Origin of the sequence: Methanosarcina sp. DH1 (genome assembly GCF_020804205.1) — an archaeon.
Classification (GTDB): domain Archaea; phylum Halobacteriota; class Methanosarcinia; order Methanosarcinales; family Methanosarcinaceae; genus Methanosarcina; species Methanosarcina vacuolata.
Map to the genome: position 1 here is coordinate 82746 of NZ_WJBJ01000010.1, position 17951 is coordinate 100696.

Annotated in this window: 18 protein-coding genes and 1 pseudogene; 12 read left to right on the forward strand and 7 right to left on the reverse strand. The window is 40.1% G+C overall.

Annotated elements, in window-relative coordinates:
- Window positions 1-323, reverse strand: a pseudogene (locus tag FXW07_RS05345) (ISNCY family transposase); the annotation flags it as partial.
- Between the two features lie 261 nt (window positions 324-584).
- Here FXW07_RS05345 and pylS point away from each other — a divergent pair.
- The 8 genes from pylS to FXW07_RS05385 all read left to right on the forward strand — a co-directional run bounded on the left by pylS (window position 585) and on the right by FXW07_RS05385 (window position 9126).
- Window positions 585-1844: a pyrrolysine--tRNA(Pyl) ligase gene (gene pylS, locus FXW07_RS05350; protein ID WP_229394536.1), complete on the forward strand. Its 1260-nt coding sequence runs from the start codon at window positions 585-587 to the stop codon at window positions 1842-1844.
- 548 nt (window positions 1845-2392) lie between these two features.
- Entirely contained in the window at window positions 2393-3445 is a 1053-nt protein-coding gene (gene pylB / locus FXW07_RS05355; RefSeq protein ID WP_229394537.1) for a methylornithine synthase PylB, read from the forward strand.
- Between the two features lies 1 nt (window position 3446).
- Window positions 3447-4538, forward strand: coding sequence for a 3-methylornithine--L-lysine ligase PylC (gene pylC, locus FXW07_RS05360; protein WP_229394538.1), 1092 nt, complete (start codon window positions 3447-3449; stop codon window positions 4536-4538).
- 210 nt (window positions 4539-4748) lie between these two features.
- A complete protein-coding gene (gene pylD / locus FXW07_RS05365; protein WP_229394539.1) occupies window positions 4749-5540 on the forward strand; it encodes a 3-methylornithyl-N6-L-lysine dehydrogenase PylD in 792 nt (263 codons plus the stop codon).
- A gap of 357 nt (window positions 5541-5897) precedes the next feature.
- Window positions 5898-6524 (forward strand): DUF3786 domain-containing protein, encoded by a 627-nt coding sequence (locus tag FXW07_RS05370; protein WP_229394540.1) that lies wholly within the window; start codon window positions 5898-5900, stop codon window positions 6522-6524.
- Between the two features lie 144 nt (window positions 6525-6668).
- Entirely contained in the window at window positions 6669-7238 is a 570-nt protein-coding gene (locus FXW07_RS05375) for a TetR/AcrR family transcriptional regulator (protein WP_255678732.1), read from the forward strand.
- Window positions 7239-7382: 144 nt separating this feature from the next.
- On the forward strand, window positions 7383-8180 hold the full coding sequence (locus FXW07_RS05380; protein WP_229394542.1) for a DUF1638 domain-containing protein: 798 nt from the start codon (window positions 7383-7385) through the stop codon (window positions 8178-8180).
- A gap of 52 nt (window positions 8181-8232) precedes the next feature.
- The gene (locus FXW07_RS05385; RefSeq protein WP_229394543.1) at window positions 8233-9126 is read left to right on the forward strand and encodes a DUF1638 domain-containing protein; all 894 of its coding nucleotides are present in this window, start codon (window positions 8233-8235) and stop codon (window positions 9124-9126) included.
- A 111-nt stretch (window positions 9127-9237) separates the two neighbouring features.
- Here FXW07_RS05385 and FXW07_RS05390 read toward each other — a convergent pair whose 3' ends face one another.
- Complete coding sequence (locus FXW07_RS05390; RefSeq protein ID WP_229394544.1) at window positions 9238-9981, reverse strand: hypothetical protein; 744 nt, start codon at window positions 9979-9981, stop codon at window positions 9238-9240.
- Window positions 9982-10087: 106 nt separating this feature from the next.
- Here FXW07_RS05390 and FXW07_RS05395 point away from each other — a divergent pair, with 106 nt between their 5' ends.
- Window positions 10088-10606 (forward strand): DUF134 domain-containing protein, encoded by a 519-nt coding sequence (locus FXW07_RS05395; protein WP_255678733.1) that lies wholly within the window; start codon window positions 10088-10090, stop codon window positions 10604-10606.
- 84 nt (window positions 10607-10690) lie between these two features.
- On the opposite strand, the gene FXW07_RS05400 is transcribed toward FXW07_RS05395, so the two are convergent.
- The 3 genes from FXW07_RS05400 to FXW07_RS05410 all read right to left on the reverse strand — a co-directional run bounded on the left by FXW07_RS05400 (window position 10691) and on the right by FXW07_RS05410 (window position 12849).
- Window positions 10691-11188: a ferritin gene (locus FXW07_RS05400; RefSeq protein WP_229394546.1), complete on the reverse strand. Its 498-nt coding sequence runs from the start codon at window positions 11186-11188 to the stop codon at window positions 10691-10693.
- A gap of 43 nt (window positions 11189-11231) precedes the next feature.
- Window positions 11232-11795 (reverse strand): universal stress protein, encoded by a 564-nt coding sequence (locus FXW07_RS05405; RefSeq protein WP_346655630.1) that lies wholly within the window; start codon window positions 11793-11795, stop codon window positions 11232-11234.
- A 559-nt stretch (window positions 11796-12354) separates the two neighbouring features.
- Window positions 12355-12849 carry a universal stress protein gene (locus FXW07_RS05410; protein WP_048123147.1) on the reverse strand — a complete coding sequence of 165 codons (495 nt, stop codon included), beginning with the start codon at window positions 12847-12849 and terminating at the stop codon, window positions 12355-12357.
- A gap of 293 nt (window positions 12850-13142) precedes the next feature.
- Between FXW07_RS05410 and FXW07_RS05415 the strand changes: the two genes are divergently transcribed.
- Together FXW07_RS05415 and FXW07_RS05420 are read left to right on the forward strand one after the other, a co-directional pair.
- Window positions 13143-14126 carry a hypothetical protein gene (locus tag FXW07_RS05415; protein WP_229394547.1) on the forward strand — a complete coding sequence of 328 codons (984 nt, stop codon included), beginning with the start codon at window positions 13143-13145 and terminating at the stop codon, window positions 14124-14126.
- Window positions 14123-14380: a hypothetical protein gene (locus tag FXW07_RS05420; RefSeq protein WP_048123143.1), complete on the forward strand. Its 258-nt coding sequence runs from the start codon at window positions 14123-14125 to the stop codon at window positions 14378-14380. Before FXW07_RS05415 ends, FXW07_RS05420 begins: the two co-directional genes overlap by 4 nt.
- 211 nt (window positions 14381-14591) lie before the next feature.
- On the opposite strand, the gene FXW07_RS05425 is transcribed toward FXW07_RS05420, so the two are convergent.
- Entirely contained in the window at window positions 14592-15263 is a 672-nt protein-coding gene (locus tag FXW07_RS05425) for a TfuA-related McrA-glycine thioamidation protein (protein WP_229394548.1), read from the reverse strand.
- The gene (locus FXW07_RS05430) at window positions 15248-16522 is read right to left on the reverse strand and encodes a YcaO-related McrA-glycine thioamidation protein (protein WP_229394549.1); all 1275 of its coding nucleotides are present in this window, start codon (window positions 16520-16522) and stop codon (window positions 15248-15250) included. Before FXW07_RS05430 ends, FXW07_RS05425 begins: the two co-directional genes overlap by 16 nt.
- A gap of 275 nt (window positions 16523-16797) precedes the next feature.
- Here FXW07_RS05430 and FXW07_RS05435 point away from each other — a divergent pair, with 275 nt between their 5' ends.
- On the forward strand, window positions 16798-17052 hold the full coding sequence (locus FXW07_RS05435) for a DUF2892 domain-containing protein (RefSeq protein ID WP_048123137.1): 255 nt from the start codon (window positions 16798-16800) through the stop codon (window positions 17050-17052).
- Window positions 17053-17951 lie beyond the last annotated feature (899 nt).

Sequence of the window (17951 nt, forward strand, 5' to 3'; positions counted from 1 at the left end):
TATCTGAGTAACTGGAAGAAATCATTGAATGAAGTAAAAAGTAAAGTCTTCAGATCTTCCCAAAAACTATGATCTTCTTCGTGTGTATTACCACAATTTGAGCATTTATATCGACCAATGTTGATTTCTCCAAGACCTTCTTTAGTATGAGGATTATAGCCATTATGAACCATTGGAGTACTACAAATTGAACAGACTGGAGGAATTTTTCTACGAAAAATTCCTCGTGTGGTATATTCATAATCGTTTCCAAAACAACCAAAAACGTCTAAGAGAGCAGGGAGCTCCGAAAAGTTATTAAGAGTAAGGTTTATAGTTACCATTGTTTTTGCCGTAACATCATTACATAATTATAGAATTATAATTTTGTGTAGTGATGTTACACTTACTTTTATCACTAGATTTTGGGACTGAGTCAGATCTTTTTCCAGACTATATAAATTGTTTCTGTTGTGTGGATCGCTTCTATTTTCCGGGTAGCTGTCAGCAAATTGCTGGCTCCGTGCTTATATTCCGTAAGCCGGGATTTTGAAATACTATTTCTTGGAAATCATCCGGGCTTTTAATTCACCAGGGGTGACACTATGGACAAAAAACCATTAGATGTTTTAATATCTGCAACCGGGCTCTGGATGTCCAGGACTGGAATGCTCCACAAAATCAAGCACTATGAAGTCTCAAGAAGTAAAATATCTATTGAAATGGCGTGTGGAGAGCATCTTGTTGTGAATAATTCCAGGAGTTGTAGAACAGCCAGAGCATTCAGACATCACAAATACAGGAAAACCTGCAAACGATGTAGGGTTTCGGACGAGGATATCAATAATTTCCTCACAAGATCAACCGAAAGCAAAACCAGTGTGAAGGTTAAGGTAGTTTCTGCTCCAAAGGTCAAAAAAGCCATGCCAAAATCAGTTTCAAGGGCTTCGAAGCCTCTGGAAAATCCTGTGTCTGCACAGGCATCAATGAGCACATCCAGACCTGTACCTTCGCCTGCAAAATCAGCTCCAAATCCGTCGGTTCCCGCGTCGGTTCCCGCTCCTTCACTTACAAGAAGCCAGCTTGATAGGGTTGAGGCTCTCTTAAGTCCAGAGGATAAAATTTCTCTGAATATTGCAAAGCCTTTCAGGGAACTTGAGTCCGAACTTGTGGCAAGAAGAAAAAACGATTTTCAGCGTCTCTATGTTAATGATAGAGAAGACTACCTCGGCAAACTCGAACGTGATATTACGAAATTTTTCGTAGACCGGGGTTTTCTGGAGATCAAGTCTCCTATCCTTATTCCGGCAGAATATGTGGAGAGAATGGGTATTAACAGTGATATTGAACTTTCAAAACAGGTCTTCAGGGTGGGTAAAAACCTCTGCTTGAGGCCAATGCTTGCCCCAACTCTTTACAACTATCTGCGAAAACTCGATAGGATTCTACCAGATCCGATAAAGATTTTCGAAATCGGGCCCTGTTACCGGAAGGAGTCTGATGGCAAAGAGCACCTGGAAGAATTTACCATGGTGAACTTCTGTCAGATGGGTTCGGGATGTACTCGGGAAAATCTTGAAGCCCTTATCAAAGAGTTTCTTGACTACCTGGAAATCGACTTCGAAATCGTAGGAGATTCCTGTATGGTCTATGGGGATACCCTTGATATAATGCACGGGGACCTGGAGCTTTCTTCGGCAGTGGTCGGGCCAGTCCCTCTTGATAGAGAATGGGGTATTGACAAACCATGGATAGGTGCAGGTTTTGGACTTGAGCGTTTGCTCAAGGTTATGCACGGCTTTAAAAACATTAAGAGAGCATCAAGGTCTGAATCTTACTATAATGGGATTTCAACCAGCCTGTAAGCTGGAAAGTCCGCCCAAAGTAACTAAAAATCGCTAAACACCGGTCGAAGATATTAAAACACTGTATTAAATGGCAAAAAGGAATTGCGATACTGGATGTCAAAAAGAGTTGCAGTACTAAATGGCAAAATTAATTGCAGCTCTGAAAGGCAAAAAGAATTGCGATACCTAATGGCAATATCAAATGGCAAAAGGCAAAATAGCAGTATTAATGGCAAAAAGTAAAATGGCAATATCAATGGCAATATTGACTGACAATATTGAATGGCAACATTGACTGACAATATTGAATGGCAACATTGAATGGCAATATCAATGGCAACATTGACTGACAATATTGAATGACAACATTGAATGGCAATATCAATGGCAATATCAATGGCAATATCAATGGCAATATCAAATGGCAACATTGAATGGCAATATTGATTCAAAAACGGGATGGTAAAAACTCAATATGGCAAAATAAGCTAAATGGTGAGATTAAGTTGACAATCGGCTCTGATAGGGCCGTCAAATATCTGAAGAATCTATGAGAGGGTGAAATTTTGATCCAAAAAATGGCACTTGATGAATTTGACAGTTTGGGAGAAAAAGTCATTGAAGGATATCAATTAACTGATAACGACCTGAGGGCTCTTCTTTCCCTTGAATCCAGAGAAGACCTGGAAAGGCTCTATTCTGCAGCCCGAAAAGTAAGAGATCATTATTTTGGCAACAGAGTATTTCTTAATTGTTTCATTTATTTCTCCACTTACTGTAAAAATCAATGCTCCTTTTGCTACTATAACTGTCGAAACGAGATTAACCGCTATCGACTGACCATGGAAGAGATAAAAGAAACCTGCAAAACCCTGAAAGGAGCAGGTTTTCATATGGTTGACCTGACCATGGGGGAAGACCCCTATTACTATGAAGACCCGAACCGTTTCGTTGAGCTTGTCCAGGTAGTAAAAGAGGAACTTGGGCTTCCCATTATGATTTCTCCAGGCTTGATGGATAACGCTACTCTTCTCAAAGCCAGGGAAAAAGGAGCAAACTTCCTGGCACTTTATCAGGAAACATATGACACCGAACTCTACCGGAAACTTAGAGTTGGGCAGTCATTCGATGGGCGTGTCAATGCACGTCGTTTTGCTAAAAATCAGGGGTATTGTGTAGAAGACGGAATACTCACAGGCGTTGGAAACGATATCGAATCCACCATTCTGTCCTTAAGGGGGATGAGCACAAACGATCCTGATATGGTCAGAGTTATGACTTTCCTGCCCCAGGAAGGAACCCCGCTTGAAGATTTCAGGGATAAATCAAATCTTTCGGAACTGAAAATTATCTCGGTTCTCAGGTTAATGTTTCCCAAACGCCTCATCCCTGCTTCCCTTGACCTGGAAGGCATTGACGGCATGGTTCGCCGCTTAAATGCAGGGGCAAATATTGTTACTTCTATCCTTCCTCCCGATTCCCAGCTGGAAGGCGTTGCAAACTATGACCGTGGACTTAAAGAAAGGGACCGGGACATAAAAAGCGTGATCCAAAGGCTTGAAACCATGGGTATGAAACCTGCTCGGCAGGCTGACTTCGAGGCAGTCCTGGGGTGTTAGCTTGAAAACGATCTGTCTTGTAGGCGGGAAACTCCAGGGCTTCGAAGCTGCGTATCTATCTAAAAAAGCCGGAATGAAAGTAGTTCTGGTGGATAAAAATCCGCAGGCTCTCATCCGTAATTACGCGGATGAATTTTACTGTTTTGATGTAATAAAGGAACCTGAAAAACTCCTTGAGCTCTCAAAAAAGGTTGATGCTGTACTCCCTGTAAACGAAAATCTGGCCTGCATCGAATTTCTGAATTCAATAAAAGAAAAATTCTCCTGCCCGGTACTTTTCGATTTTGAAGCTTATCGGGTAAGCAGGGATAAGAAACGCTCAAAAGATTATTTTAAGTCCATTGGAGTCCCAACTCCGCAGGACAGGCCCTCCAGCCCTCCTTATTTTGTAAAACCTCCCTGTGAAAGCAGCAGTCTGGGAGTCAGGATAATTTATGATGACAAAGAGCTTGAGGCCCTTGAACCTGACATGCTGGTTGAGGAATATGTGGAAGGTGAAGTTGTTTCTCTCGAAGTTGTCGGGGACGGAAGTCATTTTGCCGTGGTAAAAGAGACCCTGGTCCATATAGACGAAACTTATGACTGCCACATGGTAACTCCACTTCCTGCGAATCCTTTATTCAGGCAGATCTCCCATGCTCTTGCAGCAAATCTTCCCTTGAAAGGGATTATGGATGTGGAAGCAATCTTTAGCCCAAAAGGGCTCAGGGTAATCGAAATCGATGCCCGTTTCCCAAGCCAGACCCCAACAGTAGTTTACTATTCTTCAGGAATCAACCTGATAGAACTTCTTTTCCACGCCTTTACTGACGGTGTTGAGGAAATCAAGTCTCTTCCAGAGAAAAAATACTGCATTTACGAGCACCTGCTGCTCGGAGAAAACGGTGTTCTTGTTTCTGTGGGAGAACAGGTACTTTCCATGGGTAGCGACTATGGAAAATTCTATGAAGAACCCGGCATTGAGATTTTTCTTTGCAAAGGAGAAAATCCAGTATTTACCCTGATCTTCTGGGGTAAGGACAGGGAAGAAACCGGAGCAAAAAAATGCAAAGGACTTTCGGTTCTAAAGGAGCGGTTCGGAGCGATTTTATGAATGAATAAATTTGAGGACAAAAAATATACTAAAAAGAATTAAAAACTTAGATTTTAAGAAATTAAAGCTTTAAAGCTTATATTTAACGAATCTGATATCTAAAAAACTCAAATTTCAATAAATAGATATTAAAAACTTATATTCATGAAAATTATAATTTATAATCCCCAGGTTTAATGAATATAAAATTTAAATTCTCCTAAATAGGAAATGGCGATAAAAATGGCACTTTTAACCCCAAATGATTTGATAAATATTAATAGACAACTTCAGGAAGCCGACTCTGTCGTGCAAAAAGTAACAGGGCTTGATATAAAAGGCATCTGTCAAGCTCTCTACGGTACTTCCCCGCACTCCGAAAAAGTATGCATCGTGCCTGTAACTTCAGGAAACGGGATAATAGGAAACTTTTCTGCTTCCCTGCATGCAATTACACAGTATTTCGGATTTGACAGTTTTGTTACGGATATGCCGGATGTTAGCGGCTATTATGAAGCTGTGCAGAACGGAGCCGATATCATCCTTATGGCAGACGACCACACTTTCCTTGCCCATAACATCAAAAATGGAAAAATGGCCAATAATCAACCCTGCACAGGTATAATTTATGCTGAGATCGCTTCCAGATACCTGAAAGCCGACTCAAAGGACGTACTTGTTATGGGGCTTGGAAAGGTAGGTTTTCCCGGAGCAGCTCAACTTGTGCAGAAAGGCTTCAGGGTTTACGGGTATGATCCTGATGAAAGACTCCTTAAGAGAGCTGTTTCAGACCTCGGGGTTATCCCACTCGATCCTGCAAATCCGAAAAAGTTTTCCATTATTTTCGAGGCGACCCCATGTGCAAACACGATTCCTGAGGCTGTACTTTCAGAGAATTGCGTACTTTCAACTCCAGGAATTCCCTGCGCAATTTCTGAAGAGCTTCGAAAGAAATACGACGTTCAACTTGTAGCTGAGCCCCTTGGAATAGGAACGGCATCAATGCTGTATTCTGTGCTCTAACACCTTAATTTCGCTTGGCAGCCGGTTGCAGCATTTCGGCAGTCTGCTGCCCTCGCTACTTTCTTTCACTTAAGAGGATGAGCTATGGGCAAGAGAATCTGCTTTTAACTCGTTAATTATTATATCAAAACTCTAAACATTATCAATTCTTTTGAACCATATTATACTATTGTTTTAGCTCTAAGTGGTTTGTATATTCCTTCCACAACAAAATTTTTTATTTTATCGTTTGTTTAACCAGTACTTACTTATATGTAAGTAACTATCTTCTGTAGTGAGGATATATTCAAAATGGAATTCTAATAACTCAAATAAGAGCTAATGAGCACCTTCGGTGCGCACGGAAGGGAGTATTTTATGAGTAGTGGTTATGAACAAATTTATGAAAGCCTCATACCCAAATTGAGCAAATGCGATTTTTTAGAAGTTGCCGAACGGCTTGGCCTGTCTCTTCAGCCGGACGGTGCTCTATCTGTCAATTTTCTTGGCCGCGAGTATGAGATAAGTTCTCGCGGTATTAGCCCGACTGACGGCAAGCCGGTTAATGTCAACAACCTCAGTGTTCTGGCTTACTATTCATTGTCCAAAGGCGTGGGTGAACCTGCATTTTCATATGTGCCTTCTAATCTTGCCGGCACAGGAATAACATTCAGCACAAATACAAAATGGATGACTGATCCTCTTGGTAATATATTCAGTGAAGATTATGCAACATTCAGTGAAACCATGTGCAAATTAGGTGGGGTTTTTAATGGTAAGCTGAAATCGGGCGGCTATTCATGGCTTCTGAAAGCATTGCCTAAAATCCTTCTCCAAATCGTTTATTATGATGGAGACGATGAATTTCCTTGTGAAGTTCAGGTTCTGTTTGATAAAAATGCTTCACGCTTTCTGGAATTTGAATGTCTGGCTTTTTTAGAGGGATGCCTTGTAAGAGCGATGATTATGACAACTAAAACAGGTGATACAACCGGATGGGTGTAATACAACCGGATAGTGTAATACTTGTGTATATAATGTGAAATGCAAGATGTTTCTCATCTAATAAATCGGAGAACTAAGTTTATATGAATAAAAACACTATTCAATTAACTTATTAACGAGTATAAATGTTTTTTATGAATAGATATGAACGAGACTAATCAGCAAATACTATATTACGCAAGGAATTTTTTGCAATGTCGGGGCTATAATGGATTTAGTTACAAAGATATTTCTCAGAAACTGGGAATAAAAAATGCAGCAATTCATAATTATTACCCCAAAAAAGAGGATCTAGTTGCAGCTTTGCTCGAAGACAGCAGAAAGAATTTAGCTGCAAATATTGCTCAAATAGTGGACTCTGGAGGCTCAGCCCGTGATCAGCTTCAATACTACTTTGATTACGCATTGAAAGAGTTTGATGAAGGCAAAAGAATCTGCCCTCCAGGCTCGGTAATTCTCGATTTTGAGGAACTTCCGGAGAAAGTTAAAAAACAAAACCTTTTGTTGATGGATGACATCCTGACCTGGATTTCCAAAGTTCTTAAAATGGGTCTGGAACAGGGGGAGTTTAATTTCTCTGGTTCTGTAGAAGCACGTGCAGAATTAGTAGCTGAAGCCTTGATGGGTGCCAGACAATTTTCCAGTATAAGAGGAAGAAAAACGCTTGTTAGATCTATTTCTCTAATTAAAGCCGACCTTGGGTGGGAGGACTGATTTTTTCCTAACCGGTACTTACTTATATGTAAGTAAGTATATTCTATTACTACAATCGATCTACTGCTTAATCAATCTATTGCTAAAAAATTAGGTTTGCTAAAAAATTAGGTTTTCTGGCATAACTTCTGTGGAGATGCTTCAATGCCCATTATGAGTATTATTTCATGCAAGATAATGCAGGACGAAATTATCTGGATTCTTGAAAATGACTCTTCCATTGATGAAGTCCTCGTAGTTGATAATGAAAATATTCGGGAATTTGTAGAAAAGCTGGATAAAGTAAACCTTCAATATAAAGTGCTCTCTCTGGAAGACATTTCCTCACTTCCCGAAATCAAAAGCGAATGCAAGAAATATACGGTTCTGATTCATCTGATGGAACTGGGTCTTCATATAAGTCCTAAAGAGTTGAAAATTAAGGTATATGAGACTATACAGACTCTTGCTCCTTTTTCATCTGGGATTTTGCTCTTTTACGGTTTATGTGGGAATGTACTGGGGGACGTTGAAAAAGATTTTGAATGTAGTTCAATCTCATGCCCGGTCCGCATTCTTAAAGACAAAGATCACAGGATTGTAGATGACTGTATAGGGGCTACTGTGGGAGGAGTCAAAAACTATCTAAGGATACTCAAAAGTGTTAGTGATGCTGGAACATACCTTTTTACTCCCATGTACAGCAAAGGCTGGCGGGAAATACTTGACCTGAATAAGCTAAACAAAGACCCTGCCAAAGCATTGAAATTAATGAAAAAAACCCACGAAATGATCGGTTACAAAAGAGTCGCCAAGATTAATACCGGTCTTGAATACACTGAAAATTTTGACGCTTCTATTCGGGAATTTGCAGATTTGTTTGATTTCGAAATTTTGGAATTCGATGATGGTAATCAGGAAATTTTTAAAGATTGCTATAACGAACTCAAAATGGAGATCTAGGAAAAATCAAAATGTTGAAAATATTTTATATTTGTAACTGAATGGTGAGTGGATGCCTGTACTTAGTATAATTGCCTGTGAAATGCTTGAAGACGAACTGGCGTATGTCCTCTCAGAAGACCATGACTTAAATCAATTGATTGTAGTTGAAAACAGGCAAAGTCTCAGGTTTGTTCGAAAGCTTAAATCCGTAAATTGCCAGCCAAAACTTTTTCCTCTGGACAAAGTACCTATTTTTTTAAAAGAGGCAAATAACTCTGTATATAACTCTGTGTCTGTGAATATTTTGAAACTTTTTTTGAAATTTCCGTTTTTTAAGAAAATACCTCATAATACCGGAGGAAAGAGTAAAGAAAAGAACAGGGAAAAACCTATTGTCGTTGTAAATACTCTGAAGCTTGGCCTGCACGCAGATTGCGAACTCTTAAGGTCTGAAATCTACCAGAATATCAGGAAAATGGCAGCTTTTTCAGATGGTATTCTTATTTTCTATGGAAATTGTGGGCATTCTTTAAGGAACACGGTAGCGGATTTTAAAGATCTTCCTTGCTCTCTTTATTTTCTCAAAGATGAAAAAGGAGAGATTGTGGATGACTGTATCAGCGTGTCTCTTGGGGGCAACGATAATTATGCTGAAGTTATGCAGAGTGGGAAAGGTGTAGGTATGATATACTTGACTCCTATGTGGGCTTCCAGCTGGAAAGAAATGAGAATGGAGTCAAATAACACTTCTGACTTTAATGACAGTTTTTTGAAAAAGCATTATAAAAGGGTCGTCAAAATCAGTAATGAGATTTCTATGGGAAGTGAATTCGATAAAAATGTCTTAAATTATGCCCGGACTTTTAATATGAGTATTGCCGAAATGGAAGGCAGTATGGAAATAGCAAGTAAGTCCTATCTAAGTGCCAAAAATGATGTCTGCAAAAAAGCAGTGTCAGATTAAAAACAATTGAAAGGGTCTGTTGAAAATAAAAGAAGGAAAAACAAAATCCCGAAGACAAATCCTGAAGACAAATCCTGAAGACAAATCCTGAAGACAAATCCCAGTACATTATCAAATTTTTCTATAAAGTCCCAGGGTACTTAGAGTCAGTGCAGTGGCATTGATATCATCGTCTTTATTTCCCCAGGCTCCGTTTTCGTGGACATTTTCAAGGAGCCAGTGGACTGAATCTTCAACTTCATCTTTAAAACCTGCAAGAAGCAGGGCCTGGATTGCAAGATTGCTTGTGGAAATATGTTTCCAGCCACCGTCCGGCTCTTTTTTTGAAAGGATCCATCTGGCTTTTTCCTGGATAAAAGTCTCAAAGTTTCTGGTTTTTGCCAGATTATCCTGCTTTTTGAGAGCTGTAATTATGAGGGATGTGGTGCCGACCTGTTCCCAGGCAGGGCAATAGTTTTCGGATAGCCAGTTGCATCCGTCTTTATCCCGAGTTCCCATGTCTGCAAGAGCTGCAATGGCATAGGCTGTATCGTAAACGTCCCCATTCCAGGAATTTTCTTTTTTTCTGGCAAGCAGCCATCTTGCTGAAGCCATGAATACGATTCCTTCTGTTGAAAGGGCTGAGCAGGCCCTTGCGGTGTCCCTGATTGAAGAGTTCCAGGAACCGTTATTATCCTGTTCAAGAATCAGGCGGGTTATGTAAGGGTTTGGGAGTGCCCATAGGGCATGCGCGGATAAGGTACTTGAAAGTTCCTTTACGGACTGAATTTGCTGGGCAGAGAGCCATTCAAAACTGTTTTTCACAATATCGAGTTCCAGGTTGCTTGACATTTTATTGTGCTTTTCAGGCTTCATATATTAATACCTGACTGCATAATCCTTTACTCAATTTCTAAACTTTCTTTCTTAGGTATTGCACAGAATCACAAATTATATCTAAAATTACGCATTATTATGCATAATGGTGCGCCCAAGGAAACGAAAATTGGTGAATTTCGAGCATCAAATGAGGCACTTCAAACCCGGGGATTTAGAAGAGGATAATTTAGAAAAGGATTATCTGAAAGAAGTAGTCCTGACAGTTGATGAACTTGAAACCATGAGATTAAGTTTCCTGGAAAATTTATCCCAAACAGAGGGTGCAACTTGCATGGATATTCACCAATCTACTTTCCAGAGGACACTTAAAAGAGCACTTGTAAAGATAACCGAAGCACTTGTTTATGGAAAATCAGTACGAATCGAAGGAGGAGACTATAGGATGCCAGGAGGAGACGGTAGTGGTCCCGAAGGTAGGGGACCTGGAATGGGCATAGGTGGAGGAGGCAATGGAAGGTGCAGTAACCGTGGAAGAAGTTCTGGAGGTCCCGAAGGAATGTGCATCTGCCATGAATGCGGATATGAGTCGCCTCATAAACCGGGTGTTCCCTGTATTGAGGTCAAGTGTGAAAAGTGTGGCACTCCAATGGTCAGGAAGTGACTTTTGAAGCGGACAAAAATAAGAGAATTGAAAGAAATAGCTTCCCGGATAATATTTTTTGAATCGAATCAAGATTTAAAATAATTATCTGGGTGGAAGTCTTTTTGCCAGCTCTTGGTCAACTGAGGGAATGACATATTCGTTTTTATCGACACCTCTCAGTTTGGCAATAATTTCGTTGTCGTTTTCCTCTTCTTCTACCTGCTCTTCAACGTACCATTGCAGGAAAGAAGCTGTAGCTTCATCCTTTTCAGCATGGGCAAGCTCTACCAGTTCATGAATTGAGCGAGTGATGAACTGTTCATGCTTCAGTGTCTGCTGGAACATATTCATAGCTGTTCCGAATTCCATAGGTGGCTCTTTGATCTCCTTAAGTCTAACCCTCCCACTCTGGTTGTTTACGTAATCAAAGAGCTTCATTGCATGAATGCTTTCTTCTTCAACCTGGACTCTAAACCAGTGGGCAAAGCCCGGAAGCCCAACTGATGAACTATAAGCTGACATCGCAAGGTACAGATAAGACGAGTACAGTTCTTTATTGATCTGTTCATTCAGTGCTTCTTCCATCTTTTCACTCAGCATTGATTTCCCCCATTCCTTTTTTGAAAAGTTTTCCTCCGGCTTTTCATTGCGTCTCTTCATATACGATATTTTCTGAGACTTTTTTATCCCTTTTACCGCAACTGAAGACTCTTTCAGGTTTAAATCCCGCACGTACGACAAGTACCGGAACCTTTGCATGCCTTACAACTTTTTCTGATACGCTTCCAAGCATAAAACGTTCAGTCCCGCTTTTTCCAGTAGACCCTATGACAATCATGTCAACTTTATGATTCTCAGCAAAATCCAGGATTTTTTCAGCCGGATTTCCTTTAAGCAGTATGAGCGCAGCTTCTATTCCTGCAGCTTTTGCATTTTCTTCTATGAGACTTATTGCTTCACTACCAATTATCTCAAACTCTGCGTAGACATTTTTTACCGACGTTTCATCCATCAGAATTGAGTCAAGAAAAGTTACATCGATAACATATACAGCATAGACCTTTGCCCCACTGTTCTTCGCAATTTCTATCCCGAAATCCGCTACGTTTTCAGAAGCTTTTGAGCCGTCAGTAGCGATCAGAATTCGTTTTTGCGGTTTGGATTCAAGTTCACTGCTTTCCTCTATACCTACTCCCCCCGTACTTATTCTCCCCTATACTTACTCCCCTCATCCGTACTTACTTTTCTACTCCCCTCATCCGTACTTACTTTTCTACTCCCCTCATCCGTACTTACTTTTCTACTCCCCTCATCCGTACTTACTTTTCTACTCCCCTCATCCGTACTTACTTTCCTCTATACTTACTCCTCTTAGAGTACGGATCTATTAATTAGATATATTATATCTGGTATTATTGAGACAATACCGGAATCCATCTTATTGTTTACTAATTTATATTTTTAAATTGCTTTCATGATCGGAAACTTGATTATTCAAAAGATCAGTTCCAGGATAAGCTTCAAAATAAAAAAATTTGAATTTGAGATTGACTCACTAAAAAGATTAGATTGTCTAAGTTGGCTAGATTACCAAGTTGGCTAGATCGTTTAATTTAGGAGTGTCTAAGGCTCATTCCCGCGACTTTATTTGTGGGATACAGCCGTCAACTCTCTTACAATACCTTCAATGATGCTGTTTTTGCATTTTCGAGTATATACTAGATTGTCAAGTTTTGTTCTGGAGGCTGTCACCTACTCAGAACTGATTATTCCTGTATCAATTTTTTCTCACTTTTATGCCGTTCTCGGACAACCAGAACCGGAATTTTTGCATGCCTTATAACTTTTTCAGATACGCTTCCAAGTAGTACGCGCTCATATCCACTTTTCCCAAGCGAACCCATTATGATCATATCGATATTATTATCCTCTGCAAAAGTGACAATTTTCTCAGCCGGATTACCTCTAAGCACCCTGACTTCCACTTCCACTCCTGCAGCTTTTCCAATCTTTTCTATATAAGAGGTTGCTTCACGGCCTTCTTTTTCAAATTCTTCAAGTACTTTGTCTGACCAGATTTTATCCAGTGGAACTGAGCGATAAGGTGTCGTGTCGATGACATAAACAGCATATATTTTTGCTCCACTGCACCCAACCATTTCGATTCCAAAATCTGCGGCTTCGTTTGCAGTTTCTGAGCCATCGGTAGCGATTATTATCTGCCTTCTCGGTTTAGATTTAATTTCAATATCTCCTTCCATAATTACCCCTCATGTTCTCTATTTGTGTTTCTGAATTTGTATTCTCACATTCCGGATTCTCATCCTTTTTACAGGTTTGAGACTTTTCAGTATGTTCAAATACACAGGCCGCAATCAGAATCCTTCAAACTTGCATTCGATGTTCTGACCACCACATTTTACCCTCTATCTGAATATTGATGTGTTCATATTAATAATTTTCATTCAATTGTTTCCCAAAGAAAAGAAAGAGTTGTCTATGAAGGCAAAAAGTATATACATTGGAATATAATTACTAAAGAGGAGGGCAGATCTTGAGAAAATTGGGAACCAGGTCTACTCAAACATTATTTTTGAGAAGTTTCTTTTTAATATTCTTTGTTACTATTTTCACCTTCGGGAGCGGCTGTATTAAAAGTTTTGAAGAAGAAAGCTACTACAATGTTCGGGATATGGACATCTCAGCAGACCGTATAGGGGCGGCTTTCATAGACTTGAACGTCACAACGTATGTTGAAAAAGTTCAGGGGGACAGTGCGAAGAACACCTCGCTTCTCCTTAAAGCCTATAGCCGGGAAAGCGGACTGCTTGAAACTCAGAAGAAGATAGAACTCGGAGCGTTAAAGAAAGGAACTACCAAATCAGTGAGTCAGGTCCTGACACTTCCGAAAGCTGAAGGATACGATCTTCAGAGTGTCCTTTTTGAGGACGATGTGCAGAAAGGCAATGGCAAAATCAAAGTTTACAACCTGGATGCTCTGCCTGCAGATGTACAGGAAACAGGTCTTGGGATTCCCGAAATGGATTTCCGGGTGAAAAAAGTGGAAGACGGAAAAGTCCTTGTTGAAAATGATATCTATCTGACAAATGAAGGTAGGGAAACCAGCAAAGATTTTCGTATGCTTGTTAAGGTACGTGAAATGGATGCCGGACTCCTTGCGGATAAAGTCTGGGCGCACACAGGAGAAATCAAACCTGAAGCCACAGTTATCCAGACTGTCAATCTGACAATGCCTGACAAATACAATTACGTTGTAGAAGTCCTTATCTGGAGCAATGATACTATTGTCGAGCGTGGAGAAGACTATATTCAGCTCAACCCCATAGTCGAGGTTAAAGATAAAAGTACCACTAAAGCTCGGGAAATTCAGACAAGTGAATTTGAAAATTTGGTGGAAGCCGAAGAAATTCCTGAAGAGGGATATACAAGTGAAAAAGAAGCTGCACCAGGATTCAGCTTATTTTTATCCGCGGTCCTGTTCTGTTCGGCAGTAATTCTGAGGAGGCGGTTTACATGAGTGAAAACTTAGACATGAAACCAGAGCCAAAAGCGGAAAAAGTGTCAGATATGAGGGAGAATTTCAAAAAAGGGGCCTTCCTTATTTCAATGCTGCTTCTTCTTGTAGCCACTTTCCAGCTCTATTTCTCCATAGAGAGGATAATTGAAATCTGGTTTGAGTATCAATATATTCCAATTTTCAGGGCGGTTTACAACTTCCTTGTCTTGATTGCAAGTCTGTACATCATCAGGCTGTACATTGTAAAGCGCTGAAAAAGAAAATACTGGAAAAAGAAAATACTGGATAAATAAAATACTGGATAAATAAAATACTGAATAACGAAAATACTGAATAAATAAAATATTGAATATCTAAAATACTGGAAAATGAAAATACTGGAAAAAGAAAATACTGGAAAAGTTTGAAAATTAAAAACTGCTAATTGAGAGAGGGCTGAAAGGAGAGGTTTGAAGGTTTGAAATCTCAGGCCTCTTCAATCAGCTTTTTTACGGTTTCAAGCACTAAAACGGCATCTCCTCTTTTTACGTCAACCTCATTGCCTGTACAAAAATCCAGAACGGATTTTTTCTTTTCTTCCGGGATCAGTCCCCTTTTCACTCCTTCTTTTACAAGCCCGAAATAGCTCCGGTCAGGGTAATAAGTGTCAATTGCAAGTTTCAGAAGACCCTCATGTTCTTCCTGACTCACAAGTCCTGATGCGAGTGCGGCTTTCAGCGTTTCTCTTATATTGACAAGAGGCACGGAGATGGGCTCGAATGTGTCAGGATTTGTGCTTACTGCAACTTCATCATCGGATTCGATTACACCGTCTCTATACCATTCGTAAACCTTTCCTACACCTATCATCCCATGGGTGTCCAGTTCCGAAGCTCTGAGGGCTCCCATGCTTGCGCCTCCTACTACTTTTACTCCTGAATTAAGCGCAGATAGAATCTCCCTGTGCCCTACAGCCGCCCTGTCAAAAAAGATGCCATCTATTATTCCTATAACCTTATACCCTTCCTGGACGAATTTTTCAAGCTGGAATCTGCGTACAGGAGGCTGGTAATTTGCCTTGAGGATTTTTCTTGCGTCCTCATGGCTGATGCTGTTGCCTGTAAAGATTACCGCTTTTGTTTTCATCGTCTCTTCCATGGCTTGTCATTTTTGTTTCTGGAGAATTCTTTCTTTCTTTGAGAACCGATCCTTTTTCCTTTCCGATCTCTGTCAATAGTGAAAAGTTCGAATCCGGGAATTATTACTCGGACAACCGGCACTTTAATCTCTTCTCTTGAGAGGTCCACCACCAGCACTTTTTCGGCAAGGCCCTTAAGTTTTTCGAGGATCACATCGATGTTTTCTGCAGGGCTTTTTCTGGACAGGTCCTGCACTTCAGAAAGAGAAATTTTTTCTCCTTCTTCGAACCAGAACCGGTTCAAACGTTTCATGCGGTCGTATCCTACACTTCGAATAAAGCCTTCTCTATCCGTATCTTCCCTTGCTCCCTGGATTTGAACTACTCGCGACTGGGCAGCTTCGGTTATGGCCCGTGAAACTGCAATTTCGGGTTTCAGGTGGGAGCCTGCCCCCATGACAAGAAGCGCGGGATCTTTGAGTTTTACGTCGTCAGTTACCGCAATTACTGTCGGAATGCCGGTATCGCTCGGAACCAGCCAGATTTTGAGCTCTATTCCTGCATCTTTAAATTTGCTGGCAAGTTCGTACAAATATCCGTTTTCTTCAGTCAGCACGATTTCTTTTCCGAGATTGCGGGAAAACTGTGCTATGCTGATTGCATCCCTTTCTATAACCTCGAGCATCCCGTGGAGAATAGCTTCTTCAATCACGTTTCCGGACGCCAGCCCATTGGTATTGCTCAGGAAGAGTTTCTGGCATTGTCCGGGCGAGTCGTACGGATGGTAAACCGAGTTAGAGCTTACGAGCACTTCTTCATTGTTCATCAAATCGTATGCTCCAACCCATTCAAGCAAAGACTGGGGAAGATAAGGCTGGGGTAGCAGTAGTGTTTCCGGGTCGAGCACTGTGCATCTTTCTGTGGCTCTGATATAGGATTCCACAAAAGCCGGGGCAGAAATCTCACCTTTAATATTTGCGTTCAGGCCAGGCCTTTCTGCAAGGCAGCGCTCAAAGCTCTCCATTATCGCTGAAATTCGGGCCCGCTGCTCGGTTGAGCCCTTGCCTGAGTATATACTGATCGCTCCCTTTGCGGCACTGGGGCGGATTGCCGAAAAAATAGGGATTCCGAGCCGATCAAGGTTTGTAATATCTGCAATTCGGGTAACCCCTATCTTTTTTACCTCATCTTTAGTGTTTTCCAGGGTTGTGGCTTCGTCATATACTCGCTGTGTACCTTCGAGATATGAGATCGATCTGTCAAGTTTTATTTCAGGCATAATTAGAAACCTTCCGTCTCTTGTTATATATTTTTTGATTTTTCGGGTATAGAGTCTTTTCAGGGGATTTTATGTAATTTCTCTTAAAGACTTTGGGAAGATAAACGTAATGCAAACAAGGCGCAAACATACTGCAAATTTAATACAATGCTGCGGACATCTGCGAACAACTGCAAGCATCTATGAACATAATACAAATAGAGTACAAACAGAATAATTCTATATATTGAAGGATCTATAAGTATGTAAGAGGGCTTATAAGGGGGTTTTGTCCGATGAGTATCAAAAAATTGTTTCTGGAAGAGAATGTAGGAGGCTTTGATCTCCTGTTTCGAACTATGTATGGGGTACTTTCAACTCTCGCACTGTCAACAGGTCTTGTAAAAAGATTTCCCTGGAAATGGATTGTTGTGGTGATGGCTTTTACGGGGCTTTGCAGTTCAATTCTGAGGCACTGCACTCTCTATTCCATTCTTGGGATCAGTACCGCAAAGAAAAAGGAAGCTTCTATACAGGAAGCTTGTCAATAAACAGTACTTCAGGAGATATTAATTCTCCATTTTATTTTTCAACAGATCCCACTCTCAAAATTAAATTTATAATTTCAAGTCGGTTTTTCTCAGAATTCTATTCAATGTTTGCCTTTTCTCTATGTTTTGAATTTTCATTCATGCGTCTTCGGTTAAGTGAGAAATCATGACAACTTGAGTTAATCTTCTCACATCTCATATATCTTTATAAATTAAAAGCTGGAAAAGGATATCGATTTCATGTAAATCGTCCAAAATTTAAGGCCGGTTTCCAGTGAAAAATCGATAGCTCTCAGGCAAGAAAATTCCTTAACCGATGTTTTCAACATTTTTTTACCGACTTTTCGAATAGGCTCTTACATGCTTATTCTGAGATTTTTGCAATGAATCTTTAAGATCGTCTTAAGACGATTTACGATAACACTTTATTGTAAGTATACTCAGAGTTATGAATAAATATGGGATGATAGCTTCCAGTAACGATAGAGTGCTTGTAGTTATAATAATAGAAATAGGATCAGTAAACCAGAAATGATTATACCATGATTTGTTATAAACATTGTAATACCAAAAACTGTTATACATATTATATATATTATAAAAGAACAACGGGACAAAGAAAGCAATAAACAATTTCAGGTAGTTCGATTTTTTCATCAAATGGTGGCAATCCTTTCTTTTCACCCTACAGAACAGATATAAAATAGCTAATATTACTAAGGCGCCAATTACAATGTATATAACAGGTATCCCATATACTGTTACAGCATGACTAGAAACCGTTTTTTCTGCAGCACTAGAGCCATAGATTGCAGTTTCATTATTCATGCTGCTTTATACGTTACTAAAAGTTAAGTATTTTTTTAAGTGCCACATGCTTATATGGTGATGATCTGCAT

Coding starts and splice junctions, on each gene's coding strand:
- pylS (WP_229394536.1), top strand. CDS start 585: ATGGACAAAAAACCATTAGATGTTTTAATATCTGCAACCGGGCTCTGG.
- pylD (WP_229394539.1), top strand. CDS start 4,749: ATGGCGATAAAAATGGCACTTTTAACCCCAAATGATTTGATAAATATT.
- FXW07_RS05370 (WP_229394540.1), top strand. CDS start 5,898: ATGAGTAGTGGTTATGAACAAATTTATGAAAGCCTCATACCCAAATTG.
- FXW07_RS05375 (WP_255678732.1), top strand. CDS start 6,669: ATGAACGAGACTAATCAGCAAATACTATATTACGCAAGGAATTTTTTG.
- FXW07_RS05380 (WP_229394542.1), top strand. CDS start 7,383: ATGCCCATTATGAGTATTATTTCATGCAAGATAATGCAGGACGAAATT.
- FXW07_RS05385 (WP_229394543.1), top strand. CDS start 8,233: ATGCCTGTACTTAGTATAATTGCCTGTGAAATGCTTGAAGACGAACTG.
- FXW07_RS05390 (WP_229394544.1), bottom strand. CDS start 9,981: ATGAAGCCTGAAAAGCACAATAAAATGTCAAGCAACCTGGAACTCGAT.
- FXW07_RS05395 (WP_255678733.1), top strand. CDS start 10,088: ATGGTGCGCCCAAGGAAACGAAAATTGGTGAATTTCGAGCATCAAATG.
- FXW07_RS05400 (WP_229394546.1), bottom strand. CDS start 11,188: ATGCTGAGTGAAAAGATGGAAGAAGCACTGAATGAACAGATCAATAAA.
- FXW07_RS05410 (WP_048123147.1), bottom strand. CDS start 12,849: ATGGAAGGAGATATTGAAATTAAATCTAAACCGAGAAGGCAGATAATA.
- FXW07_RS05420 (WP_048123143.1), top strand. CDS start 14,123: ATGAGTGAAAACTTAGACATGAAACCAGAGCCAAAAGCGGAAAAAGTG.
- FXW07_RS05425 (WP_229394548.1), bottom strand. CDS start 15,263: ATGGAAGAGACGATGAAAACAAAAGCGGTAATCTTTACAGGCAACAGC.
- FXW07_RS05430 (WP_229394549.1), bottom strand. CDS start 16,522: ATGCCTGAAATAAAACTTGACAGATCGATCTCATATCTCGAAGGTACA.
- FXW07_RS05435 (WP_048123137.1), top strand. CDS start 16,798: ATGAGTATCAAAAAATTGTTTCTGGAAGAGAATGTAGGAGGCTTTGAT.